This window comes from Segatella copri, assembly GCF_009494395.1.
GTDB lineage: Bacteria > Bacteroidota > Bacteroidia > Bacteroidales > Bacteroidaceae > Prevotella.
Genome location: NZ_VZCB01000098.1, coordinates 18,439 through 40,385, shown reverse-complemented (window position 1 = coordinate 40,385; position 21,947 = coordinate 18,439). Strand labels below are relative to the sequence as shown.

Sequence of the window (21,947 nt, the reverse complement as noted above, 5' to 3'; positions counted from 1 at the left end):
TGAATATGAGTAAGACTTTTCGGATATGGTGGATAGGGTTGTGCCTTCTCTTCATGGCATTGCCCGTTTCAGCACAGAAGTTCTTTAACCTCACTTCGGATGAAGTGAAGGTAGACTCTGTCTTGCCGCAATTCATCTATTCCTATCCCTTGCAGGGTGATTATCAGGATTCCATTTATACCGTAGAGCTGAAATATCCGGAATATATCGATATGTCGGCTGATGATATTGCGCATTATAATCATCTTTCCGGTGCCATTCTGCCTGGTCAGGTGGTGGTAAACCAGAAGGTGATGGAATGCCGCAAGAAGGGAGTCCTGATGATTTCTCTTTCTCCGCTCCTCTTTAGGCAGAACAGATATCAGGCGCTGGTGAGCTTTATGCTCGATGTCAAGGCGCAGCCCTTGAAGCGGGCACAGCAGGAAGCCGGCAAGGAAAACCTGATGAAAAGCCGTGCTGCGGGCAAATCGGCTTCGCTCTATGCTGACCATTCTGTCCTGGCATCGGGAGCATGGGCTAAGATTAGAGTGAGCCAATCGGGCATTCATCAATTGACGGATGCCGTGGTGCGCCAAGCCGGATTCTCTAATATAAATAAGGTGAAGATTTATGGCTATGGCGGAAATCTGCAGAATGAGGCGCTTATAGCTGGTGAACTGAAGAAGCTTGATGATTTGCAGGAAGTGCCGCAATGTATTGTTGATGGCAAGCACTATTTCTATGCTAAGGGACCTGTAAGCTGGGAGGACAAGACTTCTATCCAGCGCATCCGGAATCCTTATTCTGATTACGGATATTATTTCATTACCCAGACTGGGGAAGAGCCTACGCAGATGGATTCTGCCACCTTTATATCTACCTATTTTCCCCAGGCAGAAGACTATCATTCGCTCTATGAGAAGGATGGATACAGCTGGTTCCCTGGAGGAAGGAATCTCTTCGACCCTACCGAAGTACCGTTGGGAGGCAAACAGCAGGTAGCCATCGTCAATCAGACCGGAAGCAGTAACGGAAAGTTGACCGTTGGGGTTACGATGGGTGTCAATGGTTCGGTAGAAGTTCAGAAGAATGGCGTTTATCTGGGAACCATCACCCTGCAGAAGTCGGTGACCTCTGATGCTTCCTACCAGATGGCAGTAGAGAGCTTTGCCACCTATCCACTAAAGGATTTATCAGAAAAGGATACCATCACCCTGCTGCCGAAGACGGGAGGTCCGATGCATCTCGACTATGTGGCGATGACTTGGGAAAAGCCAATACCTTTTCCTGGATTCAACAGCCAGGTGCCTGCGGCTCAATATGTATATGGTATCACCAATCAGGACCATCATGCTGACGGGGCGGCTGATATGGTCATCATCATCCCTACCTCCCAGAAATTACTGAAAGAAGCTAAAAGACTGAAAGAATTTCATGAAACCCATGACGGGTTGAGAGTTACGATAGTGCCGGCTGATGAACTCTATAACGAGTTTGCCAGCGGAACCCCTGATGCCAATGCCTATCGCCGCTATCTGAGAATGCTCTACGACAAGGCTCAGACCGAGGCAGATATGCCTAAGTATCTGCTGATGTTTGGCGATTGCGTCTGGGACAACCGAATGCTGACGGCAAGCTGTAAGACGCTGAATCCTGACGACTATCTGCTTTGCTATGAAAGCGAGGAGTCTTTCTGCAAGGTGCATTGCTTCGTGAGCGACAGCTGGCTGGGCATCCTGGGCGAAGGAAAGGGAACGGATCCGAGAACCGAACTGCAGGATGTGGGTGTTGGAAGATTCCCGGTAACCACCGTCGACGAGGCTAGGATTATGGTAGACAAGACCATCAACTATGCCAATAACGAGAATGCCGGAAGCTGGCAGAACACCCTGATGTTCATGGGCGATGACGGCAACAGCAACCTGCACATGAAGGATGCCAATGAGGTAGCTGATTTTGTCTCAGCTCTTTACCCGGGTTATCTTATCAAGAAAGTAATGTGGGATGCCTATACCCGTGTCTCCTCTTCTACGGGTAATACTTATCCGGAGGCAACCAGGATTATCAAGCAACAGCAGGCAGCGGGTGCATTGATTATGGATTATGCCGGACATGCCAGTGAAACCCAGGTTTCTCACGAGGGCGTGTTGAAAATTACCGATTTCAAGGAGTTTCGCAATACCAATCTGCCTTTGTGGGTTACTGCCTGCTGTGATATTATGCCGTTTGACGGTGTCACTTCCAATATCGGTGAAGAGGCGATACTGAATCCGAATGGCGGTGCTGTGGCTTTCTATGGTACTACCCGTACGGTTTATGCACTGGAGAATAAATATATCAACCGCGCCTTTATGCGCAGAGTACTCAGCTATGTGGATGGCAAGCCGATTACATTGGGCGAGGCACATCGTCTGGCTCAGAATGACATCATGATGGGCGCTGTGGTCCAGGGAGAAAAGGATAATAAAGAGAACCATCTCCAGTATTCCCTTTTGGGCGATCCTGCCCTCTCGCTCAATCTGCCTCAGATGAAGGTGGTGGTAGACTCCATCAATGGGGTGGATTGCCGACAGACAGATGCGGTGGCGAAACTGAAGGCAGGTTCTATTGCCCGAATTGCCGGACATATTGAAGGGGCAGAGGATTATCAGGGTGTGGTGACTGCTACGGTTCGCGATTCCAGAAATCAGATTACCTGTAAGTTGAACGATACTTCTGATGATGGAGCTTTTGAGGCTTTCAGGTTCTATGACCGTCAGAAAACCCTCTTCAATGGTTCTGATAGTGTAAGAAATGGTCAGTTTGTCCTCTCCTTTGCTGTTCCTAAGGATATTAATTATTCGGATAGTGCGGGTCTGGTGAATCTCTTTGCCATCAACGGCAGCAAGAACCTGCCGGTGCAGGGGGCTTCCGACCGTTTCCTGGTGGGAGGCAGTGAGGAGATGCAGAACGATTCCATCGGTCCTTCCATCTATTGCTATCTCAATTCTCCTTCTTTCACGGATGGCGGAAGGGTGAATGCCACTCCTTATTTCGTGGCACAGATTACGGATAAGGACGGAGTGAATGTGTCTGGTAGCGGTATCGGACATGACCTGCAGCTCGTGATAGATGGAGATATGTCGAAGACCTATGTGCTCAACGATCATTTCACGTATGATTTCGGAAGCTATACCAGTGGTTCCACTTATTACAGCATTCCGGAGTTGGAGCCGGGCAAGCATCAGCTGATGTTCCGTGCATGGGATATCCAGAACAACAGTTCTACGGTCCGGCTGAACTTCAACGTGGTGAAGGGACTTACGCCTAATCTCTTCCAGGTGGGCGTGACGGAGAATCCTGCCCGTACTTCTACTACCTTCATCATCTCTCATGATAGGGCAGAGAGCAATATGGATGTGGTGATAGAACTCTATGATACTTCCGGTCGTCTGATATGGCGACATGCAGAAAATGGAGTTCCTGCTTCCGGGACCTATACCGTGAAATGGGACTTGACGGTTGATGGCGGGCGACCTTTGTCTACAGGTGTCTACCTCTATCGGGTAAGGATTGCTGCCGGGGGTAGCAGTTATGCATCGAAAACCCAAAAACTGATAGTAATCAAATAGATAATATAAAAAATAAACATAATATGAATCAGACTTTCAGAATAATCATAGTAGGAGTCCTCTCCTGTCTGTCCTTGGGAGTGAAGGCGGCAGATGATGATGATACAAAGGAAAAGTTGTTCAATCCTGTCAATTACGCTGTCATCTCGCAGACCATTGCGCCTGATGCCCGTGGTGGCGGTTTGGGTGATGTGGGTGCGGCTACCGACCCGGATGTCAACTCCCAGTATTGGAACCCGGCAAAGTATCCGTTCAATATTTCGCGTGCAGGTGTCTCCCTGAACTTCACCCCTTGGCTGCGTTCTTTGGTCAATGACATGAACCTTGCCTATCTGTCTGGTTATTACCGCATTGGCGATTACAGCGCAGTGTCTGCCTCTTTGCGATACTTTAATATGGGTGAGGTTTATACCGAAAATCCGGATGCCAATTCCAATGCCAATTCCAATGCCATGACCATCAATCCCTACGAGATGTCGCTCGATGTGGCTTATTCTCTGATGCTCAGCGAGAAGTTCTCTCTTGCTGCAGCTATCCGCTGGATTTATTCGGATATGCGTTTCGATTACAAGGAGGACAGTTCTCCGGCTTCTGCCTTTGCTGCCGATATTGCCGCCTATTATCAGAACTATGTGGTTATCGGTCAGCGTGAATGCCAGCTGGGTGTGGGTTTGAATATTTCCAATATCGGTAGCAAGATTACTTTCAGCGGTGAGGAGTATAGCGAGTTCCTGCCTGCCAATCTCCGTCTGGGAGCTTCCCTGATGATTCCTATCGATGAGTACAACCGTATTACCCTGGCTGCCGATGCCAACAAGTTCCTCGTTCCTACGGTTCCACAGCAGGAAGAGGGTGAGGATGCGGCTGAATATAAGGATCGTGTGCTCAGGGAATATAATGATGTTTCTGCCATCAGCGGTATTTTCAAGAGTTTCAGCGATGCGCCGGGCGGCTTCAAGGAAGAGATGGAGGAAATCAACTATGGCTTGGGTGCCGAATATGTTTACAATGATAAGTTTGCGTTGCGTGCCGGTTATCATCACGAGAGTCAGAGCAAGGGCAACAGAAAGTATTTCACGGTGGGTGCAGGTTTCAAGATGAACGTCTTCTCCCTAGATGCTGCCTATGTGGTGGCTACCGCTAAGAGCAATCCGCTCGACCAGACGCTCCGCTTCACCCTCTCCTTTGATATGGACGGTCTCAAGGACCTCTTTAAGAGATAGTTTTTAGTGATTATTGATTAGTTATTATATATAGATATGAATATACGTGTAGGATTTGGATATGATGTCCACAAGTTGGTGGCAGAGCGAGACTTGTGGCTGGGTGGCATCAAGATAGATTATGAACTGGGATTGCTGGGTCATAGTGATGCCGATGTGTTGATACATGCCATTTGCGATGCTTTGCTGGGGGCTGCCAATATGCGTGATATTGGTTATCACTTCCCGGATACGGCTGCCGAGACGCTCAATGTGGATTCCAAGATATTGCTCCGCAAGACGATGGACCTGATTGCTACCAAGGGCTATTCCCTGGGCAATATTGATGCTACCGTCTGTGCTGAGCGACCTAAGCTCAATCCGCATGTCCCTGCCATGAAGGCGTGCCTGGCTGAAGTGATGGGAGTAGACGAAGACCAGATTTCCATCAAGGCTACAACCACCGAAAAGCTTGGCTTTACGGGAAGAATGGAGGGTATCTCGGCTTATGCTACGGTGTTGATACAAAGGGCATAATTACACTTAATAGCTGTTAAGAACTATTGAATTATTGCAATTCGGTTGATGTAAATCAAAAAATATTCATAAAAGGAGTATTTTTTTGATAAAATATTTGGTGGATAGAAAAAATCATTGTATCTTTGCAGCGTCAAAAGGTTAATAGATTGTTTAGGTTAGTAGTAATAGATTTAGGTTTTTAGTTATTAGGTTTTAAGGTAGATTGTTTAACAGATAATTGATGAAGGTCGTGAGACTATCTTTGATTAGAATTTTTAAGTTAAACATATTGCATGCCACAGCTCGTTGAGAGTTGTGGCATGTTTTTTATGCATTCCTCTGTTATGTTTGTCTGACAGCTCTCTTAAAAGAGTACTATAAGTCGTCGGAAGAATAAGGATATATTTCCGTAAGATATAGGTATCTTGGCCGCACAACAGCTGTTGTGCGCTCGCATATCAGCTGTTGTGCACATGTCCACCACGTGTTGTGCAGCCGTAGCTCGGCCGTTGTGCGGTCATCTGTCTATACTGAAACAAAATTCCCCAACCCGTTTGAGAAAGTAGGTTGGGGGATAGTTTTCCGTGCTCATGTTCAAGGGGGCAAAAAGGTATGGAACAGCGTAATTTGCGCAATCTGCATGAGTTTTTTCTTGTTTTTCTTTTGTTTGCACATTTTTTTCCTTACCTTTGCAATCGTAAAATATATTAGCAATGCGAGTACTCATAGTAAATACAAGTGAGAAGGCGGGTGGAGCTGCTGTTGCAGCCAATCGCCTGATGGATGCCCTTAACAACAATGGTGTTAAGGCCAAGATGTTGGTGCGCGATAAGGTGAGCGAGGATATTACGGTTGTGGGACTGCCCCGTTCGCTCAAGTCACAGTGGAGTTTCCTTTGGGAGCGCTGGTGCATTTTCTGGCATTTGCATTTTTCCAAAAAGAATCTCTTTGCCCTAGATATAGCCAATGCCGGAAACGATATCACTTCCCTGCCCGAATTCAAGGAGGCTGACGTGATTCATCTGCATTGGGTGAATCAGGGAATGCTGTCGCTGAAAGGTATCAGGAAAATCTTGAATAGTGGCAAGCCGGTAGTCTGGACCATGCACGACATCTGGCCTGCTTCTTCCATCTGCCACCTCACCCTGGGATGTCATCACTATAATAACGGATGCGGCAACTGCAAGTATCTGCCTCAGGGAGGAGGCAAGAACGACTTATCGGCCCGTATCTGGAAGAAAAAACAGAAAGTGTACAGCGCTGGAAGCATTTCGTTCGTAACCTGCAGCCGCTGGCTGGCTTCCGAGGCAAAGCTCAGCGGACTTCTTGCCGGTCAGCGCATAGAAACCATCCCGAATCCGATAGATACACATCTCTATCGTCCGGAAGACAAGAAGGAGGCACGCCTGCGTACCCTTCTGCCTGAGGATAAACACATCATACTGTTCATTGCCCAAAAGGCGACCAATCCTTACAAGGGAATGGATTATCTGATAGAAGCCTGCCAGCTGATGAGCGAAACCTATCCGGAGATGCGGGACAATACCTGCGTGGCAATCCTTGGCGGTCATGGTGAGGATTTCGAAGGCAAACTGCCTTTCCCGACCATATCCCTGGGCTATGTAAGCGAGGATAAGCGCATTGTTGACATTTATAATGCGGCAGACGTATTTGTCCTGCCTTCCCTGTCGGAGAATCTTCCGAATACCATCATGGAAGCCATGGCATGTGGAGTGCCTAGCGTAGGATTCAAGGTGGGAGGCATTCCGGAGATGATAGACCACCGCAGGAATGGCTATGTAGCCAACTACCGGGATGCCAAGGATCTGGCTGCCGGCATCCACTGGGTACTCTTCGAGGCAGACCAGGAGAATATCAAGACCGCATGCCTCCAGAAGGTGATGCACAATTATTCACAACATGCTGTTGCTTTGCAATATATTGAGGTATATAACCAGGCGATGGCTTTCAAACACTATCGTATATGATCAAATTCACAGTTGTTACCTGTACCTACAATGCGGCATCCGTATTGCAGCGTACACTGGACAGTATCCAGCGCCAGACGTATTGCAATATAGAACACATCATCATGGATGGCGGTTCGAAGGACAAGACCCTTTCAATGGTGAAGACCTATGAGCACAAGACCGAAGCAGGTGAGAATGCTCATCAGATAGTGGTGGTTTCAGAACCCGACAAGGGACTCTATGATGCGATGAACAAGAGTATCGACCGGGCAACAGGCGATTACCTGGTGTTTATGAATGCCGGAGATGTGTTCCCGTCGGATGATACCCTGGAGCTGGTAGAAGGATGCGTGGGTGAAGGTGAAGACCTGCCGGGCGTGCTCTACGGCGATACGGATATCGTGAATATGGAAGGACGATTCCTGCGCCATCGCCGGTTGGCTCCACCGAAGAAGCTGACCTGGCGTTCCTTTAAATGGGGCATGCTGGTGTGCCATCAGTCTTTCTATGCCCGTACAGATATCGCCAAGCAGATTCATTACGACCTGCATTACCGTTATTCGGCAGATGTAGACTGGTGCATCAGAATCATGAAGGAGTCGGCTCGTAGAGGATTACCGCTGCGCAATGTGCATACGGTGCTGACGAATTTCCTGGATGGCGGAATGACCAGCCAGTATCACAAGGCATCGCTGAAGGAGCGTTTCCAGGTGATGAAAACCCATTATGGTCTACTTACAACCCTCTGTGTCCATGCCTGGTTTGCGGTAAGAGGTGTACTGAAACGATAAAAAAGAAGGAATTTGAATAGGGGTAAAAAATAGAAAAGAAGTATTTGAGGTTGTTTTATTTACACTATAAAAATAGAATTTACACCCTAAAAAACAATTATTATACCCTGCGTATTCAAAAAATTCACTATCTTTGTAATCGAAATAAAGACAGATCAGTGTGGTGGCACGTAAACATGTCATTTACACTCAAGATATTTTTTCATAAGAAATTTAAGTTTAGTGTTATCTAGAATTGATATTTAATTTGGTATTTTAGCCGTATAATTCGGTTTATTTATGGTTCAATAGGTATTTAAAATATATCAGGTGAGAAATTACTTGATTACATATTTTAAGAAAGAAAGCGCCAGTCGTGATGACTAGCGCTTTCTTTTTTTATGAAAATGCATGTCTGTTTGCAGTTTTTATTGTATCTTTGCAGCAAATTTAAGAAATCAATGGCAGAAACATTAAAGGAAAAAACAGCGAAGGGGCTCTTCTGGGGAGCCATGAACAATGGGGCGATGCAGGTTATCGGACTGGTATTCGGCATCATCCTGGGCAGACTGTTGTCGAAGGAAGACTATGGAATGATGGCGATGATCAATGTGTTCCCACTCATAGCGATTGCTCTTCAGAACAGTGGATTCGCTTCAGCCATCGGCAATCTGAAGAATCCTACAGCCAATGATTACAACTCCGTATTCTGGTTTAACATCCTTGTGGGTGGTTCTCTTTATACCATCCTTTTCTTCTGTGCCCCTTTCATAGCCGATTTCTATCATGATGAACGGCTGGTTGCATTGTGCAGACTGGCTTTCATCAACATTCTCTTTTCCAGCCTGGGTACGGCTCAGGCGGCATTTCTTTTCAAGAACATGATGGTGAAGCAGCAGGCAAAGGCGAGTATCACGGCAGTGCTGCTGTCGAGTAGCGTGGGTGTGCTGATGGCATGGAATGGCTTTGCCTATTGGTCCTTGGCTGCCCAGGGAGTGGTTTATGTGGGACTGAACACCCTGCTGGTATGGCATTATTCCACCTGGCGACCTTCCCTGAAGATAGATTTCGCACCGGTGAGGACGATGTTTCCGTTCAGTTTCAAGATTGCAGCTACAACCATCGCCACCAAAATCAACGACAATGTGATGAATATCCTGCTGGGCCGTTTCTATACCAATGCCATTACGGGTAGCTACAACCAGGCTTATCAGTGGAACTCGAAGTGTTATCTCCTGCTGCAGGGAATGCTGAATCCGGTGATCCAGCCTACCTTGGTGAATCTCTCTGACGACAGGGAGCGCCAGCTGATGGCTTTCAGAAAGATGGTCAGGTTTATCTGCTTCCTTTCTTTCCCTCTGCTGTTCGGATTGGGACTCGTTTCCAATGAGTTCATTATCATCACGCTGACCGAGAAATGGCAGTCGAGTGCAGAACTGCTGCGCATGCTGTGCGTGGGTGGTTCGGTGATGCCACTTTATACGCTGTTTTCCAATGTGGTTATCAGTAAGGGAAAATCCGGTGCCTATTTCTGGTGTACGGTTTCCTTGAGTGTCACCCAGATTGTGCTGATGCTGCTTCTCTGGCCTTATGGCATCCATCTGATGGTATCAGTCTATGTGGCATTGACCATCGTCTGGATGTTTGTATGGTATGCGCTGGCTTACCGCTATATCAGTTACCGTCCGCTGGACTTTCTGAAAGATACCTGTCCGTTCCTGCTGGCGGCTCTGGGCGTGATGAGCCTCACCTATCTGGCAACGATGAGCATTACCAATCAGGCATGTCTGCTTCTGGCTAGGGTTGTGATGGCAGCCGTATTATATTTCGTGGTCATGAAAGTGGCTCGGGTTGCCATATTGGATGAGTGTATCCGTTTTGTATTAAAGAAAAAATAGATGAATATGATGGAAAATCAGACAAGACAATATAGTAATGAGGAGTTGAGAGCCCGGTTCAATCCCGAAGGTTCTCTGCTGTGGAAGCATCAGCAAAGGATGGTAGAGCTGCTGCTGGCTTTTGATGCCATCTGCAAGCGCCATCACATCCGTTACTGGCTGATAGGCGGCACACTGATTGGTGCAGCCCGCCATCAGGGTTTTATTCCCTGGGATGATGATATGGATGTGCAGATGCTTCGGGAGGATTATCTGAAGATGATTGAGATTCTGCCCCGCGAACTTGATGAAACGATGGCGCTGCAATGCAGGCAGACGGACGAAAACTATTTCTTCCAGTATGCCAAGTTGAGAGACCGCCGTTCGGTGCTGGATGAAAACAATGGCTATGACAGGATTTTCAAGGAGCGGGGCATCTATATAGATATCTTTCCTATCGACAAGCATCCCAAATGGCTGCAGCGGTTGTCGATGCAGACCATCGGGCACACCTACAAGATATTGAAGCGGAAGGATCTGCAGGATGAAGTGCTCGTGGGCAAGGTGATGCGCTGGGTACATCTGAATGAACGGCTGATTTATCCGGTGATGAGAGGCATCGCCAAACTGACCGGTGGCGCCTATCTGGATGCTTTCGGTGTGCCTTTTGTCGTAGAGCGCCATCTGAAAGATATCTTCCCGCTGACCACCCTGGAGTTTGAGGGGCATCAGATGCCTGTGCCGGGAAACTACGACAAGGTGCTGACCGACCAATATGGCAACTATATGCAGTTGCCGGATCTGGACAAGGTGAATCTGCACGTCGGTAAGTTGGAGTTCAAGTCATGAACCAGTTATAAATGGAAAATTCCAGCAACTAAAGCGATTGCTTGAGTTGCTGGAATTTTTGTTGGCAGTGCTGCTTATAGCTGTAACCGAACCATTTGCGCTGATATTTTCTATAGGTATAGATGGTGCAGTATTTGAGGGAATCCCAAAGGGAATGTCTGCCCACCTCATAGATGGTTGGCGGAATTCTGACAAAATACAGGTCTGCCACCGTATCGAAAGCCGAGAAAGCCTTTACTCTCGGCAGACTCAGCAGCCATTCCTCGGCCATGAACCGGTTGTGCAGCTTGGTATCTTCGTCTAGGGCAGGGAGCGTTCTGAAATAAGAAGCCTTTGCCCACCAGAAGTTGCCGGCATACATCTTGTTCTTGAAAGGAGGGAAGAGATAGCTTCCGTAGGTATCATATCCCGCTTCCAGGGTGTTGACAGCCACTTTCCACTGGTTCATCAGGAAATATTCCATCATTCTTCTCCATGCCACAATCTTATCCACGAACCCCCTGAATTCCCTGTCTTCCTGATGCAGGGGAGTCTGATAGGTGATTCCCTTGGTATGGAAATAATAGAAGAGGAAGTCTTCGTGCTGCGATTTCTCATACATATAGTCGAGCGCCGGAAACTCGAATCGCTGCGGATTGGTGGTCTTGGAAACAAATTCTATCTTATCTTTAGAGTATTGTCGCAGGATATCTTCCAATTCCATGATGTCTTCGTCGTTTCTGGCGATGCAGCTGATATAGAGGTGGTTGCTTGCCTCGAGCAGTCCGCTGTCGGCGAGATGCTGCATCTGTTCCCTTACCATCTCTTTCCAGTTGGCGTCGCAGAAGATATGGTAGATGCCGTAGATGGGAGTAGAACAGGCAGGAGTATGGCTCCAGGACGACAGGTCCTTGCGCTCGTATATTCCCAATGTACTCTTGTATATTCTCTTTAGAATGGATGTCATGATGCTGATGGATGCTTTTAATGTTTTAATGAGAAGCTGCTGCTGAAGCTTTCAGGGAATTAATGAGACGTTGGAACATGGTTTTCATGTCGTATCCTGGCGTCCAGCCGAGTTGATGCACCTTGCTGCAGGACAGACGGAGCCGGGTCATCGGAGAATAGCCCATGCCTTCCTTCAGCTGGATGACCGGTTGTATGTCGGGATTGAAAGTCTTGCAGAGGAACTTCGCCATATCGATGATGGAAATGTAGGTTGACTCGTTGGCAACATTGTATGCCTCGCCGTCTTCACCCTTCAGCAGGATGAAAAGGATTGCCTCGATGGCATCAATCGTATAGCAATAGCAGCGGCTCAGTTCACCGGTGGTATGGAGAACGATGTCTTCTCCGGCAATGATGTTGCGGGCAAACTGTGCGAAGACGCGGTTGTCATCTGCCGTAACGCCAGCTCCGAAGGTCTGTGCGAGGCGCGCTGTCTTGACGTGCACTCCATACTCGCGAGCATAGGCATGGCAGAGGCATTCGGCTGCTCTCTTGGCTACGGGATAGCTGCTGCGGGTATCTGAAAGATGGATGTAGCCCTGCTCTTCCTCGCTGAGCGGATGGGAATCATCATAGATGCTTCCATATACCTCCAGGGATGAAACATTGACGATAGAGGCGGTGTTCTGTCGGAGGGCGAAACGCAGGAGCTGGGCTGTGCCGTCGAAATCGGTCATCATGGTTTCTACCGGTTTGCTGACAAAGTATTGGGATGCGGTAGGACTGGCAAAATGCACCAGATAATCGATGTGAATCTCCTGCGGCATTTCCTCTGCCTTGCTAAAATCATGCTTCAGAATCACGATGTTCTTGTCCAAAACCTCTGCAGAATGGGCTTCTTCCTGAGGATGACCCAGTACCTGCTGCGCCTTTTCTTCGTTTCTTACGAAGCAGACGATGGTCAGGTTCAGTCCGTGCTGTCTGTCGAGTTCTTCCAGGCAATGAACCATGCAGGAGCCCAGTAAGCCCGTAGCTCCCGTAATGCCGATGGTCTTGTTTCTCAGTTGTTCGTAAAGCGGAAAGCTTTTGGCAAAGTCTTTCCAGTCTTCCAGTTCTATTTCGTTATGTTTCATATCTTCTCTATCTTTATCAGAAACCGAAAATCTGCTGGTTCTCGTGTACTGTTACCATGGCACGGAACACGAAGAAATCGGTTGGCGTTGTAATCTTGATGTTCTCCATCGGTCCGATGATGGTACCGAGTTTATAGCCGTAATGGCTCATCATCGTACAGGAATCAATGAAGTTGTGTCTGCCTTCTTCAATCGCCTTGCGGTGTGAAGAGAGGATATCTTTCAGTCGGAAACTCTGTGGTGCTCTGGCAATCAGAGAATTGTCTCGTTCCGGAATTTCCAGCGAGTTGTCTTCCTGTTTTACGATGAAAGTCTCTGTGGCTGGTATGCAGGTGATGCAGGAGCCGCATTCTTCCACCTTGCGGATATTATCAGTAATGGTTTCCTCGGTGATGAGTGGGCGTACTCCGTCATGAATGAGCACGTTGGCATCCTTGCCGCCGGCAAACTCTTCGGCAGCACAGAGTCCGTGATAGATGGAATCCTGTCCGCTGTTGCCACCCGGTACAATCTTGACCACCTTGCTGATTTCGAACTTGCGTATCATCTTCTCCAGGAAAGGAATCCATGATTCGATGCAGGCTACGACGATGCCATCTATCTCCGGATGATTGTCGAACAATTCCAAAGTATAGATGATGATAGGTTTGCCGTTCAGTTCCAGGAACTGCTTAGGTCTTGACTTGGTGTGCATTCTGAGGCCAGAGCCTCCTGCAAAGATGACTGCTATGTTCATAAGATTCCTTTTTAGAGAGTTATTATAAAGAATGTGGCTTTTGGGGGCCGCTTATTTCATGATCTGGGTTGCTTGGTCTGACATGTAGGTGAATAGCCAGTAGCCATTCCATGCCCAGAGATACAGGGTGAGTAACCAGCAGAAATATCTCAGGATAACCTGTTTGCCCGGTGTGAGTGACTTCATCAGATAGGCGATGGCAATAGGAATGATGAATATCCAGTGGCAAGCCATGATATACATCTCGTTCAGTCCGAATCCCATCACGAAGTGGATGACGATGTCTAATCCCAGCCAACTCAGTACCATGAGGAAGAACTTATGTCGGATGCCAACCACGATGCTGATGAGGAACAGCAGCGAGATGATGGCTTCGATGACATAATTGAATGTGTAGTTATACTTCACGATGGTAGGTCGGTTTACGCACATATCATCCAGGAGATAAGAGTCGTGGAGCTGGATGGATTCTCCCATCATGTTGTGAATCAGGGCATCTGTCCTGGAAGTTGACGTATCGGTCCATTTCCAGAATCCTTCCTTCTTCATCGGTTCTCCTGTATGAGCCAGAACCCATGCATGATGGATGGAATCCTTTCGCTGCTGTTCCGGATCCTTGGCATGTGTCTTTACCTCAATCTGCTTATCTGCATGAAACTGGGGTTCCCTTACTTCTGTATAGATAAGATAGGCAGTAGTTACCAGCAGGATGGCTGGCAGAATCATAGCCACGAGATTCTTAGGGGCAAAGACCTTCCTGCCGTTGGTAAACCAGGCTGCCAGATAGGTCTTGGCAATGTTGCTGAGAGTGACTCCTCCGGTTAGGAAACTGAGGATGCCGATGGTCCAGGCAGACAGTTGGCGTCTTTCCTTCATCGCCATGCCTGCCAGATACAGCGTCATGGTCAGCATGAGGAGCGACCAGCAGAAGTGGTCGGGTACCAGCATGGAAACCATCACCATACCGAAGGAATAGAGCATGGTGGAGAAAAGAATGCAGTCTTTCTTCTTCAGTTCTATGATTTCCCGGAAGATGCGATATACGAAGATGAAGGAATAGAAGGCGCTTGCAATGAGCAGGATGGCCATGAATATCATCGCATAGTTGGTATCGCCCGAAGATATCAGTTCCTTGTTGATGAGATAGAAGGGATAAAGGATGACTGCAAAGAGCGGATGGCGGGGAATCTCGAAATAGAGTTTGCCATTCGACATAAAGATATACGACCATGCATCAAATCCGGATACATGGAAGGTCTTGGCGAACAACTGCCAGAAGCTGACGTGGTGCGCTCTGAGGAAAAGGTTGCCGTATTTGTAGAAGAACAACCCGTTGAGCAGTACGAATACCAGTAAAGCCACGAGGCCCGGTATCCTTTCTTCTTTCTTGATTTTAAAAATATTCTTCATTCTTCTTTTCTTATTTGCCTGCAAAGTTAGTGTAAAAAATTGATTGTAGGAAGAAAAAATGGGAAATATTGCATCTTGGCTTGTTTTTGGGGCAGTTTTATTTGGCATTGTCTCCTTTTTGCGTTATCTTTGCAGAGAATATAGTTTCTAGAGTTGGCTAATTTTGTAAACAAGTAATATATATGAAACAACCTGCTAAGATAGATGTGGCTGTATTGATGCTGTTCTTCAATCGCCCGGATCATTTCCAGAAAGTTTTCGACGAGGTAAGGAAGGCTCGTCCTGCCAAGCTGTTCCTCTATCAGGACGGAGCTAGGGGAGAGCGGGATGTGCCGGGTATTGAGGCGTGCCGCCAGATTGCGTCGGATGAGAATATCGACTGGGAATGTGAGGTGCATCGTTCTTATCAGACCAAGAACCAGGGATGTGACCCTTCGGGACATCTCTCGCAGAAATGGGCTTTCTCGATGGTCGACAAGTGCATCGTCCTGGAAGATGACTGTGTACCGTCTCAGTCGTTTTTTCCTTTCTGCAAGGAAATGCTCGACCGGTATGAGCACGATGAGCGTATCTCCATGATTGCAGGATTCAATGAGGACGAGATTACCGCTTATTGTCCCAACAGTTATTTCTTTACTTCGGTATTTGCCATCTGGGGGTGGGCTTCGTGGCGTCGTGTTTTCGAGAAGCGCGATGAGCAGTATGCTTTCCTGGATGATGCTTATACCATGCGGGAGTTGGAGTCGTTTGCCAAGAGCAGGAAGCTGCGTTCTGATCTTATCCGGATGATGCAGGACCATCGTGCTTCGGGCAAGCTGTATTTCGAAAGTCTGTTCTGGTCTGCCATGCTACTGAGTTCGGGTATGGCGATTATGCCGGCAAAGAATCTGATTAATAATCTTGGCTTGTCTGATGAGTCTACCCATTTTTCGGGTAGCATGAAGACCACGCCGAAGGCTTATCGCAGGATTTTCATGATGAAGCGCCATGAATTGGAGTTTCCGCTCAAGCATCCCCGTTATATCCTGGAAGATGTTGAGTATAAGGAACGTCTCTACAAAATTAATTGCTGGGGCCATCCGTGGATTAAGATAGGCCGTTCGCTGGAAGAACTCTTCCTCAATCTGCGATACGGCAATTTCTCCATCATCCTGAAAGCCGTTCGGAAACGGTTTGGAAAGTGGATGGGAACGGAAAAGCATGTTTAAATGAAAGTATAAAAAACGCCTTGTAAGAGCAAAAGCATCATTAACGTTTAGTTTTAAAGCTTTTGCCTTTACAGGGCGTTTCTTGTTTACAGACAGAAATATCTGAATATCAATGATCCGTTATATAGGATGAGATAGACGGTCAGGATGCCGATGGTGGTGATGATGCCCTTGCGGAATCTGCCTTGGGCTGACTTGCAGAGATATGCCATGGCTATTGGCAAGACATAGATCCAATGTGCCGTCATGATATATACTTCGTTCAGTCCGAATCCCAATCCGATGTGCAGAAACAGGTCGAGTGCAAAATAGGATAGGGCAAGCCACAGGAACCTGTGCTTTCTGCCTGCCCAGATACCTCCGGCAAACAGCAATAGCAGGATGGCTTCTGCAGCATAGTTCCACCAATGGCGATAAGGTACAAACATCGGACGGGCACAGTTGTTTCTCAATTCATCTTCCAGCAGATAGTCTTCGTGCAACTGGATGCTTTCACCGAAGAAGTTTTCGATGAGCGCCTGGCTTCTGGAGGTAGTGACATCGGTCCAGCTCAGAAATCCCACCTTCTTCATCGGTGCTCCCTGCTTTGGTCCTTTTTTCTTCTTAGCCTCTTCCTTTGCCAGCTGTTTTGCCTTCTGTATGCTGTCGTTCTTGGCTTTCTGTGCGATTTCCTCAGGCGTGATAATCTTGAGTCCTCGCTGGATGGAATCCTGAACGAGCGAATCCTTCAGCTGCTTCAGTTTGGCTGCACGCTGCTGTTTTTCCTTTCTTGCCGCCATCTTCTTGGCTTTCGCCTCTTTCTTCGCCATTTCCTGAGGCCATACCAGTGTGCGGTATTCCCATTGACAGAATCCCCAGAGCAGTCCTGCCGGTAAGACGACTGCCAGCAGAAGGTGCTTAGGCCGGAAGAACGCCTTGCCGTTAACGAAGAAGGAAGAGAGGAAAATCTTCAAACCGTTGTTGAGCGAGGTTCCTGCGGTGAGCAGGAAGTAGAGGATGCTCTGCCAGATCTTGAACTGCTGATGACTCTTCATTCTCTTGCCGGAGATATAAAGTGCCAGAATCAGCAGCATCATCGAGATGACAAAGTGGTCGGGAACGATGGTGGTGACCATGACGAATCCGAAGGAAAAGAAGAGCAGGGTGAGCATCCGGGAAACTTTCTGTCCCAATTCTACAACCTCACGGAAGATACGATAGAGGAATATCATGGCATAGAAGCCGCAGAATATCTGAATGGTGATGGCGATGAAGAGGGCACAGTTGTAGCCTGTCAGCTTCATCAGTCCCATATTCAGCAGATAGGGAACGTACATATAGGCTGCCAGCAATGGATGGCGGTAGACATTATATGCCGCACTCCAGTCGCTCAATACCCAGTAAGTCAGCGGGTCGAAGCCTGATACGCAGAAGTGGCGGATGAAATTCTTGTAGTAATCATCGGTTATCTGTGTGAAAGCCCCAGCGTATCGGGCAATAACGAAGCTGTTGAGGACGGCAAGCATCAGGAAAATGACGAGTGCCAGCCATCTTTCTTCTTTTCTAATCTTGAATATATCGAAAACTTTTCTCATATTGGTTTTGCTATGATAAATCTTTTATTTCTATTTCTTTTTGAGAAAGAACCTCACCAGGAGGAAGTTGACTGGGATGCAGATGCAGAGCGTAGGAATCATTGCCCATTGTTTGGCGAGTCCCAGCCCTACGAAGACATTCAGGCAGAGGGTCTGCATCGAATAGTTGACGATGTGCGACAAGGTGAATCCTGCTCCCCGCTTGGCATTCGCTTTCACCTTGAAGGTATAGCGCGTGCTCGCGATGAAGTTGAAGATGAAACTCACCAGGTAGGCGATGGTATTGGCGGTAGTTGCCAGGGTATGGTCGCCTATCTGCGGAATGAAATGAGCCAGGGCTGGCATCATGGCAAGGTAGATGACGTATTGCAGTATGGTGGCTAGTCCGCCCACAATGCCAAAGCGCACTACTTCGCCCAGCTTTTCCCGCTTGGCATCATCCATATCGTTTATTTTTTTCTTGATATTCATGGTTCTATTCTTTTATTGAATTATCTTAATATCTTTCCCTTTCCGAAGAGGTAAGCCAGCTTGGTCTTTTCCATGATTCTGGCGATGGCGATACTTCCCAGGATGGCGAGTATCACGGTGAAGAGAGCAAACGAAATCTCGCTCGGATCCCAGCTGAAGAGGGGATGGTAGAACTTCGCAGCCATCGTAAAGATGGGGTGGAAGAGGTAGATAGGCAGCGTGTTGCGACCTATATATAATAAGGTGTCCTTGATTCTGTTGGTCACCTTTGCCGCTTTTCCTATCATTGGACTGAAATCCTTGAAGCGTTCGGGAGCATCGAGCAGGTGTTGCAGGAACAGCAGGGTGCTGATGCAGCACCAGCAGGAAAAGACGATAGCCAGACTCCCCCAGTCGTACCAGTCATCGTGGTTGAGCAGATAAATCCACAGGATGATGGCGAAGAACTCGTGGCGGAACAGCTTGTTCCACTCCGTTTTGCTCTGTCGGATGACCACGCCGATGAAGTAATAGGCAGCTGCACTTGCCGATAGGGCTGGAGTCTCTGATATCAGAAGCAGCGTAACTGCGAAGACGAAAAGGCTGGCATAGGTATCTCTTTTCGTATAATTCTTGCGTAAATCATTCCAATTCCTTCCACGGAAGCAGAAGTAATAGAGCGTTCCGCAGATAATCATGGTCTGGATAAACCAATAGGGACCGATGGAAGTAATGAAGATTTTCTCGCCTATCTGGGAGAGGGAGAGCTCAGTGATACCATCTCTCACCGGCATATAATAGGAGAGGACCGAGAATCCTGTCACCATGATGACATAGGGCAGGGCGAGGCATTTCAGATAGTTTCCCATCTGTCTTCCGGTCTTCTCGATGTTCACGAGATAGCCCGTGATGATGAGGAAGGTAGGCATCATGAATGACAGGATGCCTGCCTTCAGCTGGGGATATGCGTTGCCGAAGCTCACGATATGAATCAATATCATGAGGACAATGAGGATGGCTCGAATGAAATCGAGATCGGTATTTCTTTTCATCTGGTTCCTTCTGATTTATATGTTTCTATATCCTTGACTTATCTTTCTAAAATGATTATTCTCTGAAAGGCTTGTAGTGCCCCTGGTCTGCGAAGGCAAGCATCTCCTTATCGCCACGGCTGTCGCCGAAGGCTTCTATCTCATAGAGAGAACGGTCGAGAAATGTCTTGTCACCGGTATCTGCTGTTTGTGATGAAGAAAGGGCTTCCGTGATTCGGCATACTTTTTCTGCTCCATAACAGTTGTTGCTCTTGAAGCGGCCCGTCAGTTTGCCATCCACAACTTCTATCTGTGTACCAAGCACCTGGATGCCTGTCAGATTCCGAATCTCAAAGAAGGGGCGCACCCAGTTGTCGATACTGGCACTTACGATGAAGACCTGAGTCCCAGCTACCAATGCTTCATGCACCAGGGTGATGCCCTTAGGACGAAGCAGATGCTGGCTTTCTTCTGCAAACCCACGGCAGAGCGCATCAAACTTCTCGATGCGCATGCCGGCAAAGAGGTGAGCAAAGATGAGTTGCTTTGCCTTCCAGTTGGGAAAGAGATGCAGTTTCATCAGCACCAGGAGCGGACTGTACATCAGAAAAACCATCAGGAAACGGCTGGTTCCCTTGGCATACTTGATGAATTCCAGCAAGGTATCGCTCGTTGTCAGCGTTCCGTCGAAATCGAAACAGTATATTTTCTTCTTCATTTCTTGTTCTTCTTTTGGATTAACTCTTTCTTATACGATATAGATAAGGATGAGGAAGGAGAGCAGCCAGGCAAGGACGATAAACTGGGTAATCCTGTCGCGCAGGATAATCTTCGTAGGGTCGCCGCTCTTCTGGTCTACCACTGCTATCTGGATGTATCTCAGCAAACCCACCAATACGAATACACTGGTAAGATAGAGATAATCGGTATGGAAGTTTTCGATAACCTCCGGACTCACCGTATACATGATGTAGCATACCAGGGTAACCGAGGCGGTAATGGTAATAGCCTGGTTGATGAAGGTGAGGTTATAGCGGCTGGTGTTCTTGCGGGGAGCCTCGCCCGTCTTTTCCATGCGCAATACATCGTCGCGGCGCTTGGCAAAACTCATGAAGAGGGTGATGAGGAAGGTCATCAGCACAATCCACTTACTCAGCATGATATGGGTAGCCACACCACCTGCCAACAGGCGGAGTACGAAACCGAAGGCTACGATACATACGTCGATGATGGCATACTGCTTGAGCTTGGCGCAGTAGCAGAGGTTTAAGAGCCAATAGAAGGCGATGATGCCCATGGTTTCCCATGATTCCAGCAGACAGCATGTACCCATGGAGAGTGCCAGCATGAGAAACATCAGACCGTATGCCTGCCTGATGCTTACCGCTCCTGATGCAATCGGGCGGTGACATTTTACGGGGTGACGGCGGTCGGCCTCTACATCAAAGATGTCGTTGAAGCAATAGATGCTCGATGCAGCAAAACTGTAGGCAAAGAAGGTAATCAGTCCAGCCAGCAAAGCATCGATATGGAACAGGGCACCGCCAAAGAACAGCGGCACGAAGATGAATCCGTTCTTGATCCATTGTTTAGGGCGAATCAGTCGCATTAAGGCAGCCATTCCTTTGCTGTCTTTCATTTTATTCTCGTTCATAAAAACTCCTTTTTACTTGATAATCTTAGCTAATTCTTTAGAAATCCATCCTGCTATCTTGCTCAATATCCATGCTGCAGGCAGGGTGATGGCGATGCAGGCAAGGAAGGTTGGCCAATAGCCCAGATGAAGAGGCTCTATATATTTGAGTACGAAGTGGATGTGGATGAGATAACATTCCAGACTCAGTGCTCCTACCAGCATGAAACCACGGTTGAACCAGTGGGGCGTACGGCGGAAGATGCGGTTGAGCAGCAGGATACTCGTGATGGTGAGCGGGATATAGAGCATTCGCTCCAGGAAGAGCGGGAACATGCCATGTTTCTCCTGTTCCAGGAAGATGCTCGCCAGCAGCGTCATCAGGAACATCAGCCATATCATCCATATCGAGGCTCCGTCGAGTGTCTGCTTCTGTCTTACCATCTCACCCATATTGATGCCGATGAAGAAGATAGGCACGCGGCTCCAGAATATCTCCAGATGTCCCACAGCCTGATGTATCGGGGTGACATATTGTACCAGGATGCACCACATGATCATTACCACCGGCAACCACCGGTAAATAGGGTGGCGCTTGATGAGTTCCATATAGGCAGGGGCAAAGAGATAGAGCATCATCGTGGCTGGGATGTACCAGAAGTTGAGTTCATCGTGCAGCCAGAACCCCCAGTTGATGGTTATCTCGCCAAAGAGATTGATCCAGTTCCATGCACTGCCTCCCTGGAATCCTGGGATATAGAAGAGGCAGGCGATGATGAGCCAGGTTGGGTAGATGCGCAGATAGCGGCGGATGAAGAAATGCTTGGCAGAAGGATTCTTCGTCCACGAGAACCACAGTCCTATTCCGCTGAGGAATAAGAACATATCTACTCCCACATTGCCCATTCTGCGAAGCCCGAAAAAGGCATCCTCTCTAGGTAGTGCTACATGGAACAGGATGATGAACAGCATGGCTGCTCCCATCAGTTCGCCACGAAATCGGCTGATATTTGCCAGTTCTATATCTTTAATCTTCATAAGCTAAGTGAAGAGTGAAGAACGAAGAGT

18 protein-coding genes are annotated in these 21,947 nt (G+C 47.8%); 8 read left to right on the top strand and 10 right to left on the bottom strand.

The features are described from left to right. Positions 1 to 5: 5 nt before the first annotated feature. From porU to F7D73_RS13965, 7 genes are all read left to right on the top strand, one after another. A complete protein-coding gene (gene porU / locus F7D73_RS13995; RefSeq protein ID WP_153125658.1) occupies positions 6 to 3,590 on the top strand; it encodes a type IX secretion system sortase PorU in 3,585 nt (1,194 codons plus the stop codon). A 23-nt stretch (positions 3,591 to 3,613) separates the two neighbouring features. Continuing rightward, positions 3,614 to 4,813: a type IX secretion system outer membrane channel protein PorV gene (gene porV, locus F7D73_RS13990; protein WP_153125656.1), complete on the top strand. Its 1,200-nt coding sequence runs from the start codon at positions 3,614 to 3,616 to the stop codon at positions 4,811 to 4,813. A 36-nt stretch (positions 4,814 to 4,849) separates the two neighbouring features. Beyond that, positions 4,850 to 5,329: a 2-C-methyl-D-erythritol 2,4-cyclodiphosphate synthase gene (gene ispF / locus F7D73_RS13985; RefSeq protein WP_153125654.1), complete on the top strand. Its 480-nt coding sequence runs from the start codon at positions 4,850 to 4,852 to the stop codon at positions 5,327 to 5,329. 695 nt (positions 5,330 to 6,024) lie between these two features. After that, complete coding sequence (locus F7D73_RS13980; RefSeq protein ID WP_153125652.1) at positions 6,025 to 7,299, top strand: glycosyltransferase family 4 protein; 1,275 nt, start codon at positions 6,025 to 6,027, stop codon at positions 7,297 to 7,299. After that, positions 7,296 to 8,072, top strand: a complete 777-nt coding sequence (locus tag F7D73_RS13975; protein ID WP_153125650.1) for a glycosyltransferase family 2 protein — start codon at positions 7,296 to 7,298, stop codon at positions 8,070 to 8,072. Before F7D73_RS13980 ends, F7D73_RS13975 begins: the two co-directional genes overlap by 4 nt. Before the next feature lie 440 nt (positions 8,073 to 8,512). After that, a complete protein-coding gene (locus F7D73_RS13970; RefSeq protein WP_153125648.1) occupies positions 8,513 to 9,949 on the top strand; it encodes a lipopolysaccharide biosynthesis protein in 1,437 nt (478 codons plus the stop codon). A gap of 6 nt (positions 9,950 to 9,955) precedes the next feature. After that, positions 9,956 to 10,777 (top strand): LicD family protein, encoded by an 822-nt coding sequence (locus F7D73_RS13965; protein WP_228117752.1) that lies wholly within the window; start codon positions 9,956 to 9,958, stop codon positions 10,775 to 10,777. Between the two features lie 28 nt (positions 10,778 to 10,805). Here F7D73_RS13965 and F7D73_RS13960 read toward each other — a convergent pair whose 3' ends face one another. Genes F7D73_RS13960 through F7D73_RS13945 form a run of 4 tightly spaced genes read right to left on the bottom strand, consistent with a single transcriptional unit; the run spans position 10,806 to position 14,983 of the window. Next, positions 10,806 to 11,723 carry a hypothetical protein gene (locus F7D73_RS13960; protein ID WP_153125646.1) on the bottom strand — a complete coding sequence of 306 codons (918 nt, stop codon included), beginning with the start codon at positions 11,721 to 11,723 and terminating at the stop codon, positions 10,806 to 10,808. Between the two features lie 25 nt (positions 11,724 to 11,748). Next, the gene (locus F7D73_RS13955; protein ID WP_153125644.1) at positions 11,749 to 12,837 is read right to left on the bottom strand and encodes an NAD-dependent epimerase/dehydratase family protein; all 1,089 of its coding nucleotides are present in this window, start codon (positions 12,835 to 12,837) and stop codon (positions 11,749 to 11,751) included. Between the two features lie 16 nt (positions 12,838 to 12,853). Next, positions 12,854 to 13,573, bottom strand: a complete 720-nt coding sequence (locus tag F7D73_RS13950; protein WP_118065759.1) for an IspD/TarI family cytidylyltransferase — start codon at positions 13,571 to 13,573, stop codon at positions 12,854 to 12,856. A 51-nt stretch (positions 13,574 to 13,624) separates the two neighbouring features. Next, a complete protein-coding gene (locus tag F7D73_RS13945) occupies positions 13,625 to 14,983 on the bottom strand; it encodes a DUF6080 domain-containing protein (protein WP_153125642.1) in 1,359 nt (452 codons plus the stop codon). A gap of 182 nt (positions 14,984 to 15,165) precedes the next feature. On the opposite strand from F7D73_RS13945, the gene F7D73_RS13940 reads away from it, so the two are divergent. After that, entirely contained in the window at positions 15,166 to 16,191 is a 1,026-nt protein-coding gene (locus F7D73_RS13940; protein WP_153125639.1) for a hemolysin activation protein, read from the top strand. Positions 16,192 to 16,277: 86 nt separating this feature from the next. Here F7D73_RS13940 and F7D73_RS13935 read toward each other — a convergent pair whose 3' ends face one another. From F7D73_RS13935 to F7D73_RS13910, 6 genes are read right to left on the bottom strand one after another with little or no spacing between them, the layout of a single operon-like run. Beyond that, positions 16,278 to 17,765 carry a DUF6080 domain-containing protein gene (locus tag F7D73_RS13935; RefSeq protein ID WP_153125637.1) on the bottom strand — a complete coding sequence of 496 codons (1,488 nt, stop codon included), beginning with the start codon at positions 17,763 to 17,765 and terminating at the stop codon, positions 16,278 to 16,280. A 30-nt stretch (positions 17,766 to 17,795) separates the two neighbouring features. Further along, positions 17,796 to 18,236 (bottom strand): GtrA family protein, encoded by a 441-nt coding sequence (locus tag F7D73_RS13930; protein WP_153125635.1) that lies wholly within the window; start codon positions 18,234 to 18,236, stop codon positions 17,796 to 17,798. Between the two features lie 20 nt (positions 18,237 to 18,256). Further along, positions 18,257 to 19,267, bottom strand: coding sequence for an acyltransferase family protein (locus tag F7D73_RS13925; RefSeq protein WP_153125633.1), 1,011 nt, complete (start codon positions 19,265 to 19,267; stop codon positions 18,257 to 18,259). 55 nt (positions 19,268 to 19,322) lie between these two features. After that, on the bottom strand, positions 19,323 to 19,964 hold the full coding sequence (locus F7D73_RS13920) for an HAD family hydrolase (RefSeq protein ID WP_153125631.1): 642 nt from the start codon (positions 19,962 to 19,964) through the stop codon (positions 19,323 to 19,325). A gap of 30 nt (positions 19,965 to 19,994) precedes the next feature. Beyond that, positions 19,995 to 20,867, bottom strand: a complete 873-nt coding sequence (locus tag F7D73_RS13915) for a decaprenyl-phosphate phosphoribosyltransferase (protein ID WP_153125743.1) — start codon at positions 20,865 to 20,867, stop codon at positions 19,995 to 19,997. A 45-nt stretch (positions 20,868 to 20,912) separates the two neighbouring features. Then, entirely contained in the window at positions 20,913 to 21,917 is a 1,005-nt protein-coding gene (locus tag F7D73_RS13910; protein WP_153125630.1) for an acyltransferase family protein, read from the bottom strand. Between the last annotated feature and the right edge of the window lie 30 nt (positions 21,918 to 21,947).

Coding starts and splice junctions, on each gene's coding strand:
- F7D73_RS13940 (WP_153125639.1), top strand. CDS start 15,166: ATGAAACAACCTGCTAAGATAGATGTGGCTGTATTGATGCTGTTCTTC.
- F7D73_RS13920 (WP_153125631.1), bottom strand. CDS start 19,964: ATGAAGAAGAAAATATACTGTTTCGATTTCGACGGAACGCTGACAACG.
- F7D73_RS13975 (WP_153125650.1), top strand. CDS start 7,296: ATGATCAAATTCACAGTTGTTACCTGTACCTACAATGCGGCATCCGTA.
- F7D73_RS13935 (WP_153125637.1), bottom strand. CDS start 17,765: ATGAGAAAAGTTTTCGATATATTCAAGATTAGAAAAGAAGAAAGATGG.
- F7D73_RS13930 (WP_153125635.1), bottom strand. CDS start 18,236: ATGAATATCAAGAAAAAAATAAACGATATGGATGATGCCAAGCGGGAA.
- F7D73_RS13955 (WP_153125644.1), bottom strand. CDS start 12,837: ATGAAACATAACGAAATAGAACTGGAAGACTGGAAAGACTTTGCCAAA.
- F7D73_RS13915 (WP_153125743.1), bottom strand. CDS start 20,867: ATGGCTGCCTTAATGCGACTGATTCGCCCTAAACAATGGATCAAGAAC.
- ispF (WP_153125654.1), top strand. CDS start 4,850: ATGAATATACGTGTAGGATTTGGATATGATGTCCACAAGTTGGTGGCA.
- F7D73_RS13945 (WP_153125642.1), bottom strand. CDS start 14,983: ATGAAGAATATTTTTAAAATCAAGAAAGAAGAAAGGATACCGGGCCTC.
- F7D73_RS13910 (WP_153125630.1), bottom strand. CDS start 21,917: ATGAAGATTAAAGATATAGAACTGGCAAATATCAGCCGATTTCGTGGC.
- F7D73_RS13970 (WP_153125648.1), top strand. CDS start 8,513: ATGGCAGAAACATTAAAGGAAAAAACAGCGAAGGGGCTCTTCTGGGGA.
- porU (WP_153125658.1), top strand. CDS start 6: ATGAGTAAGACTTTTCGGATATGGTGGATAGGGTTGTGCCTTCTCTTC.
- F7D73_RS13925 (WP_153125633.1), bottom strand. CDS start 19,267: ATGAAAAGAAATACCGATCTCGATTTCATTCGAGCCATCCTCATTGTC.
- F7D73_RS13965 (WP_228117752.1), top strand. CDS start 9,956: ATGATGGAAAATCAGACAAGACAATATAGTAATGAGGAGTTGAGAGCC.
- F7D73_RS13960 (WP_153125646.1), bottom strand. CDS start 11,723: ATGACATCCATTCTAAAGAGAATATACAAGAGTACATTGGGAATATAC.
- F7D73_RS13950 (WP_118065759.1), bottom strand. CDS start 13,573: ATGAACATAGCAGTCATCTTTGCAGGAGGCTCTGGCCTCAGAATGCAC.
- porV (WP_153125656.1), top strand. CDS start 3,614: ATGAATCAGACTTTCAGAATAATCATAGTAGGAGTCCTCTCCTGTCTG.
- F7D73_RS13980 (WP_153125652.1), top strand. CDS start 6,025: ATGCGAGTACTCATAGTAAATACAAGTGAGAAGGCGGGTGGAGCTGCT.